This window comes from Ktedonobacter racemifer DSM 44963, from assembly GCF_000178855.1.
In the GTDB taxonomy this organism is placed as follows: Bacteria; Chloroflexota; Ktedonobacteria; order Ktedonobacterales; family Ktedonobacteraceae; genus Ktedonobacter; species Ktedonobacter racemifer.
Genome location: NZ_ADVG01000004.1, coordinates 513,405 through 528,925, shown reverse-complemented (window position 1 = coordinate 528,925; position 15,521 = coordinate 513,405). Strand labels below are relative to the sequence as shown.

The following is a 15,521-nucleotide window of genomic DNA, read 5'->3' as shown; positions in this document are numbered from 1 at the left end:
TAGACCAGAGCGTGGTTTGAGACCGTGCTCTTGAAACGGACTTGCTCGGAGGAAGAATATCATCTTTTTCGTGTAGAAGAATATAACAAAAGCAAGCTCAGCCTCAGTTATCTGGTACGTCGTACTTTTTCGTTAAAAATACACCGATAGGCCTGTTGGCCCACCCCTAGCGTGGCGGCCGTGAATGAGATAGAATTTAGAATATGTGTACAAAAAAAGGCATCATTTCCTCTTGACATCCGCTTTGTCGCTTGTTATCATTAGTGCGTAGCATAAGTAGTTCCTCCTCACCAATCATTTGCATGATAGACTTACTACTCGCTACACCAGTTAAAGCGTGGAAGAGCTGGCCTTCACCCACGAAGGCTTGCCACTCCCCTCTTCTCCATCGTATACTGCAGTTGTTCGGTATAGGCGGTTCCTCTTCATTGCTAAGCCGCGGGTCGGGGGTTCGAATCCCTCCACTGGCTTCGGTCAGTGTAGCTCAGTGGTAGAGCAGCGGATACCGCCCGCCGTTCACCAACATCGCCGCAGGAGGACCCTTGCACAGCAGGGGGAGGAATGCAGCGTTCATTTTTTTTGGGGCGGAAAACCCTCATTCACCCGTCAGTGGTGGGACACCTAACAGGAGGGAAACTATGGAGTCAACAATTCGGCTGTTTAAGGGATTGCCTATCGAAAGCAAGGGAAGTAAAAGCGACGAGCAAGTGTTGAAGCAGACGATCAGCCGAGGCTTCGTATTCGCCCCTGAAGTCCTGTACAACTACCCCGACGTAGCCGGGGTCATCGACCAGGTGGACAAAGCCTACGGGCGCTCCCCAGAGCAGCTTAACCAGACTTTCCATAAGTCATGGGCCAAGGTGCGAGACGCTTCAGTCGAACAGCTTGTTCTCGAACAGCTTGTTCACCGGACATCGCCTGCGGATGCCCCCGTTTTCAAACGCGGGGAGGAAGCAGGCGTTCCTTACCGAGCAGCGCGTTTCGGTCCTGACCCTCTCCGGTCGGCTGATCCTTCCCTACAGCGGCTACGAGCGCCATGTGGCCCTCATCGAGCAGGGAACCTCCATCGGTACGGCGCAGTTGTGGTATGACCAGCGGAAAAAGCGCTTCTACTTGCTGGTGGCGCTCTCCCTGGAACTGCCCGACCCCGAGCCAGGCGACCTCCCCCAAGTGGTTGGGGTGGACGTCGGACGGCGGTACCTGGCGGTGACCTCGACCACTACTGGCTCGGGTGATCCTCTCTTCTTTTTGGGCAAAGAGGCGGTTGCCCAAGCTGACCACTACACCCGCCTGAGAAAACGACTTCAGCAGAAAGGCACTCGCGGCGCAATGCGCAAAGTGCGTGCGATTGAGCAGCGAGAGAGACGGTTGAAAGCTGAGACCAACCACTGCATTTCCAAGCGCATCATCCATAGGCACCCCGCGTCCCTCATCGGGCTGGAAGAGCTAACAGACATTCGAGAGCGCACCAAGCCAAAGAAGCACCGGCGCACAAAGCAAGGCAAAAGCAGCGAGCTGGTCTCCCCCAAGCAGCGCAGGGAAAACCGGCGGCGCTCCCAATGGTCCTTTGCCCAACTGCAGGCCATGATTGCCTACAAGGCGATGCTCGCCGGCTCAGTGGCCATCAAAGTCGATGCCGATTACAGCAGCCAGGCTTGCCCCAGGTGCGGGCACACCGCGCGGGCCAATCGGCCAGGCAAGGGCCTCGTCTTTGTCTGTCAGAACTGCCATTACACGCTCCATGCGGATCTGGTGGGAGCGAGGAATCTGGTGCTGCGAACGCTTCTGGTTTGGCAAGACTGGGCCAGAACGGGGCTGTTGTCGGTAGCCCCTGATACGTCGGACAGCGAAGCCAAAGCGGCACGCCTCTCAAGGTATGCCGAGTTGCGGTGGAGTCCAGACGCAAGCCCCTCGCTTCAGCGATGGGGTCACTGACTATGTCACGACCTACGGCTTCGGGGCACTCGGTATCTACAATAAGGACGCAGTCTATATTCCCTGCGAACAGCTGAACGCCACTGGACTCCAGGACGATATCAGGCTGGTTGTGATCAGGGGCTATACCAGGAGCGAACTGAAAGAGAAGCTGCTGGCGTTGCTCACTTCCGGCGTCGCCCTCCACGAAGAGACGATCCGCGATGTGTTGGATGTCGCTGGCTTTGTCGGCCTTTCCGATGAGGATATCGACCTTGTGCGCAACAAGGAAGTGAAGGCCGCGCTCTACGACGGTCTCGGTCGCGTACCGGGCAACCCCACAGAGTTCCTGCGCTACGTGGCCTACAAAGCGACGAAGAAGACGCTGTTGATCAAGAACCAGGCGTCGGTGGCCGCGATCAAAGGGCGCGACAACCTGGATATCGCGGGCTACTTCGACTGCTACGAGCGGGAATACGGCCTGGCGCGGCTGGCCGAAGTGTTCTACCGATACAAGCCGCTGTTCCTGGCGTTCCGAACGAATAGCGGGCTGAAGAGTACCGTCAACAGGATACGCCGCCTGGCTGAGCGTTACCATAAGCCGATGCCTGAAGATACGCTCAATACCGTGACGGCGCATCTGCGTCACGGTCAGCCAGCCGTGAGCGATCGCCTGTTGAAGGCATTGGAAACGGCATCTCTTTTCCGCAAGATTCGCCTGGCGTACGCCTTGAAGTTCCGGACGATCGATGCTGACGCTATTCTGTACCGGATCCGCAATGGCAAGTCGTACGCGACCGCGTTCGATTTCACGAACCGAGACGGTGCCCATGAAGCCTACGAGATCGTTCTGCAGTCGCTGACGAGGGATATCGCAAAACAGGTCGCCGGGAAGAAAATCTACATTCCGGCGGGCATCAGCTACGGCCTCCCAGCGACCGAGAAGCAGTTTACCGGCAACCTCCCGTCTGGCACATACGTCGAACTGGCAAAAAATATGGTTGTTGGTATCCACTGGGAGAACGTTTCGGGGACCCGCATTGACCTCGACCTCTCCCTCCTGTCGCCGGGCGTCGGCAAAATCGGCTGGGATGGCAGCTATAGGAGCGAAAACAGAGATATTCTCTTTTCCGGAGACATGACGGACGCCCCGAGCCCCCAGGGAGCCTCGGAGCTCTTCTACATCGGGCAGCAGGCGCGGGGCGTCTTCATCGTGTTCGTCAACTACTTTAACTTTCATTCAGCAATAGAGGTGCCGTGCAAGATCCTGGTGGTGCACGAGGAACCGGTCGATTCGTTTAGACACTATACGGTTGATTCTAACAATATTGTGGTGCTGAGCACCACGACGATGAACGTCAGGCAGAAGAATCTGGGCATCATCGTTGCCGACGAAACGAGCCGCAAGTTTTTCTTTGCCGAGTCAGACCTGGGGCGTTCCCGAAGTACCCGCGGAGGCGGATACGTTGAGCAGGCCCGAAAATACCTGCTCAACTACTACACCCACTCCATCGCTCTCACCGAGGTCCTAGCCGCCGCTGGCGCGACTATACCGGCCTGAGCACCGAAGAGGCGCAGGGAGATGGATGGATGCAGTGTACACATCCTGATGACCGGCAACGTGTCCTGGCGGTGTGGCAGCGTGCCGTCCAGACAGGCGGATTGTATGAAACGGAACAGCGCCTGCGTCAGAGTACGACCGGAGCCTATCGCTGGTTCCTGATGCAAGCGGTGCCGTTCAAAGATGCGCAAGGCACGATCCTCAAATATATTGGCACCTGTACCGATATTGAGGAGCAGAAACAGGCTGAACAGAGAAGCAAAACCAGCGAGGAGAACTGGCGGATGCTGGCCGAAACGGTGCCGCAGCTCGTGTGGGCATCGTCGCCAGATGGACGGGTTGAGTATTGGAATCAACGGTGGTATGCCTATACTGGTTCCTCCATTGAACACGCATTGGGCCATGGATGGAGCCAGTTTTTGCACCCTGACGAGTATCAGCACACCCTGACGGTCTGGCATCATGCGCTGGAAATGGGTGAGCCCTATGAGATCGAATATCGTCTCAAGGACGGCCAAGCGGAGGGCTATCGCTGGTTCTTAGCCCGCGGTATGCCCGTACGCGATGAAACAGGCCAGATCGTGAAGTGGTTTGGCACCAGCACTGACATTGAGAACCAGAAACGAACGGAAGAAGCCTTACGTCAGAGTCAGGAGCGCATACGCGCCCTCATCGACTCCAATATTATCGGGATTGTTTCCGTCGAGGGGGAAGGGGAAGTGCTGGTGGAAGCGAATGAGGCGTTTCTTCACATGACAGGCTATATCCAGGAGGATGTGCGCAGCAGAACGCTGAACCGGGTGAAGATCACTCCCCTGGAACATGCGCCTTTCTTCCAGCGCGCGATCCAAGAGGTAAACGCACGCGGGCAGCATACGCCCCTTGAAACAGAACTGGTGTGTAAAGACGGCAGTCGCCTGCCGGTGTTAGTGGGAAGCGTCATCTTTCAGAAGCGTCCGCGCCAGATCATCAGCTTTGTGCTGGATAACTCGGCCCGCAAGGAGTTGGAACAACGCAAGGATGATTTTATAAATATGGCCAGCCATGAACTGAGGAACCCGCTTGCCGCGTTAAAGATGCAGACCCAACTGGTACGAAAACGACTGGAAAAGCAATCCCATCACGAGGCTGCCACAGCGCTTTCCAGGGTAGAGGGGCCTGTCAAGCAACTTGAACGCCTGATCGGAGAGTTACTGGATGTCTCCAAGATCCAGGCGGGCAAACTGGAGTATCTCCAGGAGCCAGTGGATCTGGAGGCGTTGCTCCATGAGGTGGCCGACACCATGCAGCAGATAAGTACGACGCACGCCGTTGTGGTGCGTGGGGCAGCGCCTTGTACGCTGATCGGGGACAAAGGTCGGCTCGAACAGGTCTTCACCAATCTGATCAGTAATGCCATCAAGTATTCCCCCGACGCAAAGACGGTCGAGATTGACCTCGATGCTTCCCCAGAGATGGTCACTATTCGTGTGCATGATCATGGCCCGGGCATCCCGCGAGAGCAGCGCGACAAGATTTTTGAGCGCTTCTATCGGGTTGCTGATCCCAACCAGAAAGCGATCCCCGGTTTGGGCATGGGGTTGTACATTGTCGCGGAGATCGTCAAGCGTCATGGGGGAACGATCACCGTGGACAGCGAAGTCGGAAAAGGATCGACCTTTACAGTGACCCTGCCCAGGAAGAGGGAGGCCTGAGCAGATGATGTGCATGTCATGCGTGTCATCTGAGAAGAGGAGAGCGGCGGAAGCGGTTTTAGCACGGATGGCACCGCCATCACAGACCAGATGCTTGTGGACAAACGCGCTGGGAACGCCCTGCCTGGATCCGTCGGCTTTGCTGTGCATCATGGAGGCCTACACACGCTCTCTTTTGCATCCCAGCCTTGCCTGATCATGCTGATGACACACGCATCAAGCGCTCGCGCGGCAAGGCCTCGACATTCGCCCAAGTACTCTCACCAGACATCCATCTACGATTGTCGGATGAGTTCCAGCCAGGTGCGCGCGATGTCCCCAATGGACAAGAGGTTGAGGAAGAAGCTTCATGGGGAGCAATATGGCCAGGATGACAAACGCCGATTCCCATGATTCCCGTCCTTCCGTTCAACATCTAACCACTCTTGAGTGAATTCCCCAACCGTTCTGCTCTTCCCAAAGCATGTCAATGTACAAGGCATCGATGGAAGGAGCCAGATGTGGAGCGGCTTGCCCAGGAACATTTCTCCCAGTGCTCATGATTGGGGCAAGTGCTCATGTTTGAGGGCAAAAGCTGCTCACTTTTCGGTTCTGGCTCACTCTTGGTGATTTAGGCCGCTTGCTATACATTCATTAACAGATCGTTCTACATCAATAAAACCACATATGTAGAAGGACCTAAAGATGGAAGTGAAGCAAGTCGCAGCTCTCCCAAAGGGGTTAGAAATTACGGATATTGAAATGCTCAATGACGTACTCACCATCACAGCAGTTTCCATATGTCCGCATCCCCTCTGCCCGCTCTGTGGCAAACCATCCACACGAGTGCACAGCCACTACATGCGCCAAGTGGCAGATCTCCCTTGCGGTGGGCAACAAGTGCGCTTGTTGGTTCGCGTGCGCAAGTGCTTTTGTGATGCGCCCAACTGTGCACGAAAAATCTTCGTGGAGCGCCTGACGCCCTTTATTGACACCTTTGCACGAGTCACACGGCGCTTGTATCAGATTGTACAGATCATTGGCCTGGCGACAGGTGGCCGGCTTGGTGTACGTGTCACAGATCGCTTGGAGATACAGACCTCGCGCCACACCATTCTCCGGCGCATCATGGCGCTGCCTACAGAGCCAGTTGCGAAAGTTTCACAGATTGGCATTGATGATTTTTCGTTTCGACGTGGACGCAAGTTTGGGACAATCGTGGTGGACCTGCAAACACACAAGGTACTGGACGTGTTGCCAGACCGGACGGCGGACACGTCAGCCGCCTGGATGGCAGCCCATCCAGAAATTGAACTGGTGAGCCGAGATCGAGGAGGCGACTACGCTGCTGCGGCCAGGAAAGCGGTTCCAGAAGCCACACAGACAGCAGATCGATTCCACCTACTGAAAAATCTTGGTGAGGCTCTGGAAGGAGTTCTGTCACACCATCTAGCCGCTCATCGCAGAAGTCAGACCGAGGAGGTAAGAGCCACCTCTCTCTCTACTGCGCAACCCGTCCAGCCACCGAAATTGAGTCCAAAGGAAGCCGCGCTGAGCCAGGCGAAGCGCGAGGAGCGCCTGTCTAAATACGAGCAAGTTGTCGCCTTACGCAAACAAGGCTTCTCGCAGACGGCCATTGCCGAGCAAGTTGGCGTAGGCCATGCTACCGTCTCGCGCTGGCTGAGTAGTGACACCTTTCCTGAACAAAAGCTGCGGCAACGTATGACGCGGCTAGCTCCACACCTTAAAGAGGTTGCAGAGCGGTGGGAAGCTGGTTGCCACAATATCGCTCAGTTGCATCGGGAATTGGTAGCCGCAGGCCACACCCTCACGTACAAGTCAGTGTACAAACAGCTTGTTCGTTACCTTCCAGAAGGGCGGAAGAATGCGGCAGCTCCTGATCAGCTTCCTCGTCCTCCGGTGCTGGCACGACAAGCGATGTTCTTGTTTCTTCGCCGTCCCGAAGAATTGGAAGCCGACGAACAAGAAACGCTGGCACTGCTCCAGTCTCTGCATGCCGAGGTGAAGTTGGCCTACGAGCTGATTCAGCAATTCGCTCAGATGCTGCGCACACGCACAGGAGAACAGCTCGATGACTGGCTCGAACGGGTAAGAGCCAGCAAGATTCGCCAACTTCAGAGCTTTGTTACTGGAGTGGAACGAGACAAAGCAGCAGTGGTAGCAGGGCTCACGCTTCCCCAAAACAACGGTTTGGTCGAAGGAAAAGTGAACAAGCTCAAACTTATCAAAAGGATGGGCTATGGCAGGGCAGGATTTCCTCTGTTGCGCCAGCGCATTCTCCATGCACTCTAGAGTGAGAAGGACATGGACTCAGACGAGCAGCGCTGAAACCTGTTGGCAAAATGGCTCATCAATGATGAGTTCCATATCATGACGATGAAGCCCAACACCATAGCCATCAATAGTGAAGGCAAGAGTGCGAAATCCCAGCCTCTCATAAAAGCCAACGCTTTGCTGGCTGGTATGTAACGTAATACGTTTCACAGAAGAAAGAGCACAGAGCTGAGCAAAACGAGCCAGCGTGAGACGGCGTCCCCATCCTTGCCGATGTCTCATCGCATGAATCATCCCCCAAGTCAGAATGCCATCCTGACCCTGATTACGTGTAGCAATCCCTCCACACCCGATGATGGTTCCATCATGGTCTTCCAATACGTTATAGATTCCTAATGATGACTCAAGGAAGAGATGAAAATCTTCACGATCTTGAGGCAGAAAATAGCGGGGAATATTGCTTTCTAGAATGTTCATACAAGCAGAATAATCTGTCTTGGTATACCGACGTAACACGCTTCATGCCTTTCTTTGCCAAATTTACCTGCTTCCTCCGCTTTCCATTATATCGGTGGCGAATGATGCAAACAAGCAATCAATCGGAATCACCAAGATTGAGCCAGATCCCACTTTTCGGGTCATTTACCAACTGCGCTTCATCGGTGAGCAGCTCGTGCGCAAGCACATGCCAATTGAAAAGTGGCTACGGAAGCGGGTCATGCGCAGAGCGAGACCACCCGGCGCTATAACTGCGGGTCACGCAATCTGGAACACACCGTAGATGACTAGATCCACGATTTGGCCTGAATGAAAGGAAGAGAAAATGCAAGGAAAAGTAGTATACATGGGTACAAAGGCAGTTACAGCATACTATGCAGCGATTATTTTGCTTGTTATTGTATTCGGTGCAATCATCGTGGGCATTCTGAACAGTGTTAATAGCTTACCCCCTTGCACCACTGTCTCAAAAAACATTTGTGGGGTCAATGATTGGTCAATCGCCGGATTAGCTGCAACAATCCTGGGTGTAGCAGCTACAGTACTGGCGTTTCTGGGTGCCTTCGCGGTAGCTGCCTGGTGGAAAGATCTCAATGAACAAGTAAAGCAACAGGTTAATGCCCATATGCAAGAACAGATTAATCAGATCACAAAAGACCAAGAACAAAGGTTGAAGGAAGAGTCCGAAAGTCTTCTTCAAGAACAAAAGAGAAGATTTGATACAATGTTCATTGAGGTTCGTAAAGAGTTAGATGAGGGAAAAAAATTATCAGAACAAATTGATAACAGGCTCCAAAACAAAACGGACGCATTGCTGCTTGGCATAATGATGCTCCATAATCCATGGCATTTAGGGGAATGGACAGATGAGATCCAGAATATGGATAATGAATTTGACCAGGAAATAGCAACGCGCATGACACTGAACTACCTGAAAATAGTTAGTGGTTTTGAAACGGATTATGCAAAACAAGCAGAAAGCCTGAGGAAGAAAGGAATCTCGGAAACTTTTATTACACCTCCTGAATTCTGGAACTCAGCATTGAATTGGAAACAAAAGATGAAAAAAGTAAACGATTCCAACACTACTTTTGTTGATGCTGAGATGAAAAGACTCTCACCTTTTATTAGCACATGGGAACAATCAAATCGTCCATCATCCTAATAAAAAGCAACCTACTATGCAGCGAAACCAGGGCATTGGCACCACGCGCAGCGGCCTCTCTATGTTGATTTTGGGACATCCGTTCATCTATATAGATGAATGATCATGTGTGCGGATTGGGAAACACGCACACATTGGTTGTGGCACTGGCAAAGCTTTGGATACAAAGAAGCGCCTGGAGTTCTCCAGGCGCTTCTTTGTGCATTCCAGCTGGTGTTCGCATTATAACAGATATGATTGTGTAACAATCACGAACGATCAAGAATTGCTTTCAAAAACGTCGTAAAATCACTCATCTCTGCTTGATACGCCTTAAGCTTTTGTTGCCGCTCTGCTTCAGAGAAGAGATCTGAAAAAGCAGCGCCTCGGCTATGCATCCGGTATCCATGGAAGATCAGGACGCAATCAAAATCTGCAGATCTATCTTTATAGAATCGGGCGAGGTACTGATGGAGGAGGAATTTCTGCTCCAGATCGTTTTGGATACTCACCCAGGGATAAGGAACGCCCCATTCTATATGCCCTTCGCACGACTGAAGGGTACCAACCCCTAACATGTTTAGCGCCACGACGGTATCGAAAATGCCATCATCAATCTTCTTTCCAAGTTTATCTGTCACATGCAAAAATCGCTCGGCGATCACATCCCACGTTGCCATCATCATCCTCCTTCTATTTACATTATGCGGAGGCATGGCAACAATAAAGGGGAGAGATGGGACGTTTCTCCCACCTCTCCCCTTCGCTAATGGACGTTACTACTAGTCGTCGTCCTCGTCTTCGTCGTCAACCATGCCTGAGCCGTCACAATACGAGCGCTCGACAGTACCATTGCCATCACAAGATGGGCACTTATCCCCAACTTTGTCCTGCCCATAACCGCGACAGGTGTAACATGTAAGGGAACCAGACCCACGACATGAAATGCAGGTTTTCATAAAGAGGTTCCTTTCTCTGCTTAGTTGCAGATACACATTAACTAACTTATGACCTCACGCACCACTGCGAATCCAGAACATTCAAGGCTTGGAGTGCTGCGATGGCGACGCGTCTGGCGGTGAGACCAAAGAGCACTTTGTGGACTTCGAGTACATTGGAGTTATTGAGGGCGCCGAGCTGCGCCCTGTATGCCTAGGTAAAGGCGAGTTGCGCCACCATCGGCCTCTTGGCCATCGTGTTGAGGATTTCATCAACCGTGTAACCCTGTAGTGGCTCTGGTTGATTAAAGAGGTGTTGTGCGACCAGCGCAAAGACAGCACGGTCATCATAGTGCTCGAGGTTGGCTTGGATAGATCTGTGTTGATTCATAGTGTCCATCGATGCATGAGCTACCACCATACAATCCTCGCTTAAGACCGATGCTTGAAGCAGTGCGGCCCTCGAATGGCTGTGAGCATGTCGCTACTCTCGATAGCACACAAACAGACAGTAAAACTATTCAGCCTTCGTGAGGTCCCCGCGAGGGTATTGAGCGCCTGTATCACGCTGTGGGCGTCTTGGCGATCTATGGGATCGCCTTGTTGGAGTGCCCAAATACAACGAGCATCGCAGTGCTCACTGAGCATTTCAAGCGTAATCTGATGCTGGCCCATCACCTCAAAAAGCGTTTTCTTGTGCTGTGCCTGTTTTCGATTCTTGCGAGGCGTTGGGTTCGTCAAGTCTATATATAGCCTCTCACTGCTAGGGTGAACCTGGTGGCGGAAACCTGGGCAGGCCAGCCACCAGGGGGGAGACACCAGTGTCGGTGCATCCTCACATGTTCAACTCCGGTACTCTTTAGAGTGTAACTGCTCGTCGCTAAAAATGTGACATCATCGCATGTATTCTACTTAACATCTAGAAGTACTCTTCTTAGCATCTTTGCAATCATGGTGCTATATATCTCGACATATGCGTATACGGATGTTATTATGAGTTAGAGAAACGTTGTCGAGATAGTTTCATGCGAGGGCAGGCGCATATGAAAAAACGAGGACGGCTGACACGAGCGCGCTTGGATAAAGGTTGGTCGCAAGCATATGCAGCAGAGCAGGTAGATGTCAACCCGGTTACCTTTAGTCGCTGGGAGCGCGGGATTTCTGACCCGTACCCGGTGCATATCGCAAAAATGAAAGACCTTTTTGAGCTCTCGGCCGAGGAACTGGACCTGGTGGAGAGCGAAGGTGTGGGCCAGGAGATCATGACACGCCGGGATGCTCTGTTTGCCATTCCAGGAGCATTTCTGGCAATCGAGGAGCTTATGCGGAGCAGTGAAGCGTTGGCGCAGTGCGCGATTGGGGTTCCATCGTTGTGGAATCTCTATTTTTCCGGGAAGATCGAGGATGTTACAGCGATCCTCCCCATGTACAAAAGCTACGTGACGGCCCTGGTCCTCCAGCCATCGGTACTGCAAAATCACGCCTTCGGATTGGCTTCCCAGGTCCACCAGCTCGTGGCCGAGATTGCCACCGACCAGGAAGACCAGAATGCTGCAATGATCGCTAGCCAAGAGGCACTTCTCTATGCACAAAGCGCGAAAGATGCGAACCTCATGGTCGCATCGTTGATGCGCCAGGCGAACATCTTTTTCCATCGAAAGATGTCCACCAAAGCCCTCCAAACCTATCAACAGGCCATCCCCATTATGACTCAGGCCTCGCCTCTTCTCCAGGCGAGGATTCACATTGGCCTGGCAGAAGTTCATGGCATGCGCTCAGAGCGCCAGGAAGCACTACGTTCCATTGGCTTGGCGCATGAAATCTTCCCAGCACAGCCAATACTTGATACCGCCTTCGGATACACACACATAAATGAGTACGAACTCGATGTGTTTGGTCGCTGCCAAACACATCTCTACCTTGGTCAGCCTAAACAGGCTGTCGAGGGCCTAGATCACATCACACAGGTCATGGGGGAGCAGATCGACCCATTACCGGCGGTTGATCTGCTCTATTATCGTGGCGAGGCTGCGAGCATGATGGGCGATCTAGAGGCGGCGACCAAATACGTTGAGGATGGCGCGATCCTTGCCAAGCGGATCAACAGCCAGCTGTACTTCGGAAAGATCGCGGCGACGTACCGCGATATGAGTCAAAGGTGGGCCAACGATGGGCGTGTCGCAGTGCTCGCCGAACTCTTTCAGTCATGGTAGCAAGGAGGCAAACCTATGAAACCTATCCAATTTCCCCCTGATCAGCCTAGTGAATCGCGTATATGCATCCTTCGTTATGATATTCGCGAAAGCGAAGAGAAGGAGGCGCAGCTTCTCGCCAAAATCGAGAAGTTGAAAGCCGAGATATATGACCTTCAGCAGCAACGCAAGATATGGAGTGAGACGCTTGCGAACCTGGAGGCGGAGAAAGCTGGAAAGCAGGCGGCTAGCTAGCATTGAACCCAAACGGAGCGCCGAGATCGTGAAGGTCTCGGCACTATTTTTGTAATGCATCTGTTAAATTTCGTGTTCTGCCTCGTCTACATCTTTGTATGACTTTTATCAATGTATGATAAATTTAGGAAGGATTCCGAAATCTTATGCAAGATTCCCCAACCCCCCCATTTCAACCTTCTGCTCCAGTACAGCCTCCTGAAGGTACGTATCAGCCTCAATAGTACGCGCCTCCGACGCCTTTGCCTGGCCAGCCCTATCCTCAGCAGGCGCAACAACCGCAATTCCACTATCCCCAACCACCACAGGTGCAGCCCTATCCTTAGCAGCCAATGATGCAGCAAGCTCCCTATCCGCAGCCTGCGCCAATGTATTATCAGCCTCAAGCAGCGCCGGTGATGGCCTCTAACGTCAACGTCTAGGTCAGTGACCCCATCGCTGAAGCGAGGGGCTTGCGTCTGGACTCCACCGCAACTCGGCATACCTTGAGAGGCGTGCCGCTTTGGCTTCGCTGTCCGACGTATCAGGGGCTACCGACAACAGCCCCGTTCTGGCCCAGTCTTGCCAAACCAGAAGCGTTCGCAGCACCAGATTCCTCGCTCCCACCAGATCCGCATGGAGCGTGTAATGGCAGTTCTGACAGACAAAGACGAGGCCCTTGACTGGCCGATTGGCCCGCGCGGTGTGCCCGCACCTGGGGCAAGCCTGGCTGCTGTAATCGGCATCGACTTTGATGGCCACTGAGCCGGCGAGCATCGCCTTGTAGGCAATCATGGCCTGCAGTTGGGCAAAGGACCATTGGGAGCGCCGCCGGTTTTCCCTGCGCTGCTTGGGGGAGACCAGCTCGCTGCTTTTGCCTTGCTTTGTGCGCCGGTGCTTCTTTGGCTTGGTGCGCTCTCGAATGTCTGTTAGCTCTTCCAGCCCGATGAGGGACGCGGGGTGCCTATGGATGATGCGCTTGGAAATGCAGTGGTTGGTCTCAGCTTTCAACCGTCTCTCTCGCTGCTCAATCGCACGCACTTTGCGCATTGCGCCGCGAGTGCCTTTCTGCTGAAGTCGTTTTCTCAGGCGGGTGTAGTGGTCAGCTTGGGCAACCGCCTCTTTGCCCAAAAAGAAGAGAGGATCACCCGAGCCAGTAGTGGTCGAGGTCACCGCCAGGTACCGCCGTCCGACGTCCACCCCAACCACTTGGGGGAGGTCGCCTGGCTCGGGGTCGGGCAGTTCCAGGGAGAGCGCCACCAGCAAGTAGAAGCGCTTTTTCCGCTGGTCATACCACAACTGCGCCGTACCGATGGAGGTTCCCTGCTCGATGAGGGCCACATGGCGCTCGTAGCCGCTGTAGGGAAGGATCAGCCGACCGGAGAGGGTCAGGACCGAAACGCGCTGCTCGGTTTTGAAGCCGTAGTCCCGGCCCTGCTGATAGGTCACGGTGGGAGAGAGATAGCGGGGCGGCTGGTCGAGTCCTTTGTAGCGTTTCTTGGTCACCCCGGCCTTGCGGCTGGCGGCATGCTTTTTGTATTTGGTCCACAAGCCCTTGTAGGTCGCTCCTACCTGGCGAGGGACAGAACAGGCCATCTGCGCCGGCAAGGCGTAGAGCACCCGAAGCTCTTGATAGGTGCCCTCCTGCAAGCGCCTTTTGCTGCTCATTTTGCCATGTTCGAAGGCGTAGCGGCTGACATAATTCAGCGCGTCGCGATAGGCCAGCTGCAGGTTACGAAGCTGGGCGAGCTGCTCGCTGGTGGTGTGCAACTTGAGTTTGGCAATGATGGTTTGTTTCATAGTCTACTTTTCTTTTTGCGGGGCAGCGAACCGGAAAGGCTCCCCCTCCGTTGCCCCACTCGGACAAGGAACGCCTGCTTCCTCCCCGCGTTTGAAAACGGGGGCATCCGCAGGCGATGTCCGGTGAATGGCAAGAGTGGACCTGGTTTCGTTGCGCGAGCACTTTATTTTTGCTTTATTGGTTGGTGGCTCGGCTTCTTCTGGCTCCAGATTGGATTCGGGCTTTGCGTTCTTGTCGTAACGCTCCCACTCGGGCTCGTCATGTTAAACATGTTGCCAACCGTGCTTACTCAATACCAAACAGTTCCGCAACCGCCTCTGTATGCCGGTTTTTGGCGCGTTTGAGCGACGCAAGGTAGAGGCCCGTGATCGCCAGCGATTCATGGCCCAAGCGGGCCTGGATCTCGCTGGCTTTGGCTCCAGCGTCTTCCATGGCAGCCGCGAAGGCAACGCGCAGCCGATGGATATTCGATATCTCGAAATGCTTCATGCTGACGTCGGCCATCGCTTGCGCAGTCATCGCTCGCCCGTAGTAGCGAGGATTACGCGCCAGTGCTACCTAGATTGGGGCCTCTGGCTTGAGCCTGCCCATCTTTACGCCATAGAAGAGGCGTAGCCAGGAGAGCAGCGATTGACTCACAGAGGGGGGAAGCTCGTCCCACATCTGTTTCCCCCTTTACACTGCTCGAATTCGAGTGTCACCAGCTGCGTCTTCCTCTCGATCGTGACGTGTCGCCATCGGAGGCTCGGGACCTCCGATACACGCTGCCCTGTTTGCAGCAGGACGGAGAGGAGGGCATGATCGCAAGCGCCTGGCGGTGTCTTTCTGTTGATCGCGGCCAGCGCTGCGGGGGTGTTGCAGCAGCCCTTGAGGGCAGCAGAGAATTGAAAATCGTACACATACTGCAATTCGTCCATCTCTTAGCAGTTGCAGCAGCCCTTGGGGGCAGTTGAGGATTGAAATATAAATGCATTTTGTTACTATTTCGGCATATTGTATTTCAGCGGCCTCCATAGACAGCTGAGGATCGAAACGCGAGTGATCGCGACGACTTGCATCGGGCGCTTCTATAGGTCGCAAGGGATAGCAGCAGATATATCCTATAGACATTGCAAGAGGTATTGGTGCGTGACAAATCCAGAAGGGTAATGGAGGAATAGCAACAGAAGAAGGGGAACGCATCCTCAGATGTGTGCAATTGCAGCGCGAACCAGGAGTGCTGACATGCCGAGCTCAAGGTTCGCGTACAGAGGCGATCTTGCCATGTTTGG

Annotated in this window: 13 protein-coding genes and 2 pseudogenes; 7 read left to right on the top strand and 8 right to left on the bottom strand. The window is 53.7% G+C overall.

The genetic code is table 11. The annotated features are described in order from the left end of the window. Positions 1-644: 644 nt before the first annotated feature. Positions 645-845 carry a hypothetical protein gene (locus KRAC_RS43950; protein ID WP_040447139.1) on the bottom strand — a complete coding sequence of 67 codons (201 nt, stop codon included), beginning with the start codon at positions 843-845 and terminating at the stop codon, positions 645-647. 100 nt (positions 846-945) lie between these two features. Between KRAC_RS43950 and KRAC_RS43945 the strand changes: the two are divergent. From KRAC_RS43945 to KRAC_RS43925, 4 genes and pseudogenes are all read left to right on the top strand, one after another. Beyond that, positions 946-1,935, top strand: a pseudogene (locus tag KRAC_RS43945) (RNA-guided endonuclease TnpB family protein); the annotation flags it as partial. A gap of 112 nt (positions 1,936-2,047) precedes the next feature. Continuing rightward, complete coding sequence (locus KRAC_RS43940) at positions 2,048-3,475, top strand: hypothetical protein (RefSeq protein ID WP_157507880.1); 1,428 nt, start codon at positions 2,048-2,050, stop codon at positions 3,473-3,475. Further along, a pseudogene (locus KRAC_RS43935) lies at positions 3,445-5,169 on the top strand (PAS domain S-box protein); the annotation flags it as partial. The gene KRAC_RS43940 and the pseudogene KRAC_RS43935, both read left to right, overlap by 31 nt. A 684-nt stretch (positions 5,170-5,853) precedes the next feature. Then, positions 5,854-7,461 carry an ISL3 family transposase gene (locus tag KRAC_RS43925; RefSeq protein ID WP_007918456.1) on the top strand — a complete coding sequence of 536 codons (1,608 nt, stop codon included), beginning with the start codon at positions 5,854-5,856 and terminating at the stop codon, positions 7,459-7,461. Positions 7,462-7,479: 18 nt separating this feature from the next. Here KRAC_RS43925 and KRAC_RS43920 read toward each other — a convergent pair whose 3' ends face one another. Further along, positions 7,480-7,920: a GNAT family N-acetyltransferase gene (locus KRAC_RS43920; protein WP_075164620.1), complete on the bottom strand. Its 441-nt coding sequence runs from the start codon at positions 7,918-7,920 to the stop codon at positions 7,480-7,482. Positions 7,921-8,266: 346 nt separating this feature from the next. Between KRAC_RS43920 and KRAC_RS43915 the strand changes: the two genes are divergently transcribed. Further along, complete coding sequence (locus tag KRAC_RS43915) at positions 8,267-9,106, top strand: hypothetical protein (protein ID WP_007918454.1); 840 nt, start codon at positions 8,267-8,269, stop codon at positions 9,104-9,106. Positions 9,107-9,354: 248 nt separating this feature from the next. On the opposite strand, the gene KRAC_RS43910 is transcribed toward KRAC_RS43915, so the two are convergent. From KRAC_RS43910 to KRAC_RS43905, 3 genes are all read right to left on the bottom strand, one after another. Then, entirely contained in the window at positions 9,355-9,771 is a 417-nt protein-coding gene (locus tag KRAC_RS43910) for a hypothetical protein (protein WP_244422512.1), read from the bottom strand. A gap of 466 nt (positions 9,772-10,237) precedes the next feature. Then, entirely contained in the window at positions 10,238-10,414 is a 177-nt protein-coding gene (locus KRAC_RS72725; RefSeq protein ID WP_157507878.1) for a hypothetical protein, read from the bottom strand. A 41-nt stretch (positions 10,415-10,455) separates the two neighbouring features. Then, the gene (locus KRAC_RS43905; RefSeq protein WP_007918447.1) at positions 10,456-10,764 is read right to left on the bottom strand and encodes a hypothetical protein; all 309 of its coding nucleotides are present in this window, start codon (positions 10,762-10,764) and stop codon (positions 10,456-10,458) included. Between the two features lie 302 nt (positions 10,765-11,066). Between KRAC_RS43905 and KRAC_RS43900 the strand changes: the two genes are divergently transcribed. Together KRAC_RS43900 and KRAC_RS43895 are read left to right on the top strand one after the other, a co-directional pair. After that, positions 11,067-12,236, top strand: a complete 1,170-nt coding sequence (locus KRAC_RS43900; protein WP_007918445.1) for a helix-turn-helix domain-containing protein — start codon at positions 11,067-11,069, stop codon at positions 12,234-12,236. A gap of 15 nt (positions 12,237-12,251) precedes the next feature. After that, complete coding sequence (locus KRAC_RS43895) at positions 12,252-12,470, top strand: hypothetical protein (protein ID WP_007918443.1); 219 nt, start codon at positions 12,252-12,254, stop codon at positions 12,468-12,470. Between the two features lie 423 nt (positions 12,471-12,893). Here the strand turns inward: KRAC_RS43895 and KRAC_RS43885 are convergent, their stop codons facing one another. From KRAC_RS43885 to KRAC_RS80225, 3 genes are all read right to left on the bottom strand, one after another. Next, positions 12,894-14,249, bottom strand: a complete 1,356-nt coding sequence (locus KRAC_RS43885; RefSeq protein ID WP_007918442.1) for an RNA-guided endonuclease InsQ/TnpB family protein — start codon at positions 14,247-14,249, stop codon at positions 12,894-12,896. Between the two features lie 286 nt (positions 14,250-14,535). Beyond that, positions 14,536-14,769, bottom strand: a complete 234-nt coding sequence (locus KRAC_RS43880; RefSeq protein ID WP_007918439.1) for a tyrosine-type recombinase/integrase — start codon at positions 14,767-14,769, stop codon at positions 14,536-14,538. Positions 14,770-14,885: 116 nt separating this feature from the next. After that, a complete protein-coding gene (locus KRAC_RS80225) occupies positions 14,886-15,167 on the bottom strand; it encodes a tyrosine-type recombinase/integrase (RefSeq protein WP_075164552.1) in 282 nt (93 codons plus the stop codon). Positions 15,168-15,521: the final 354 nt, after the last annotated feature.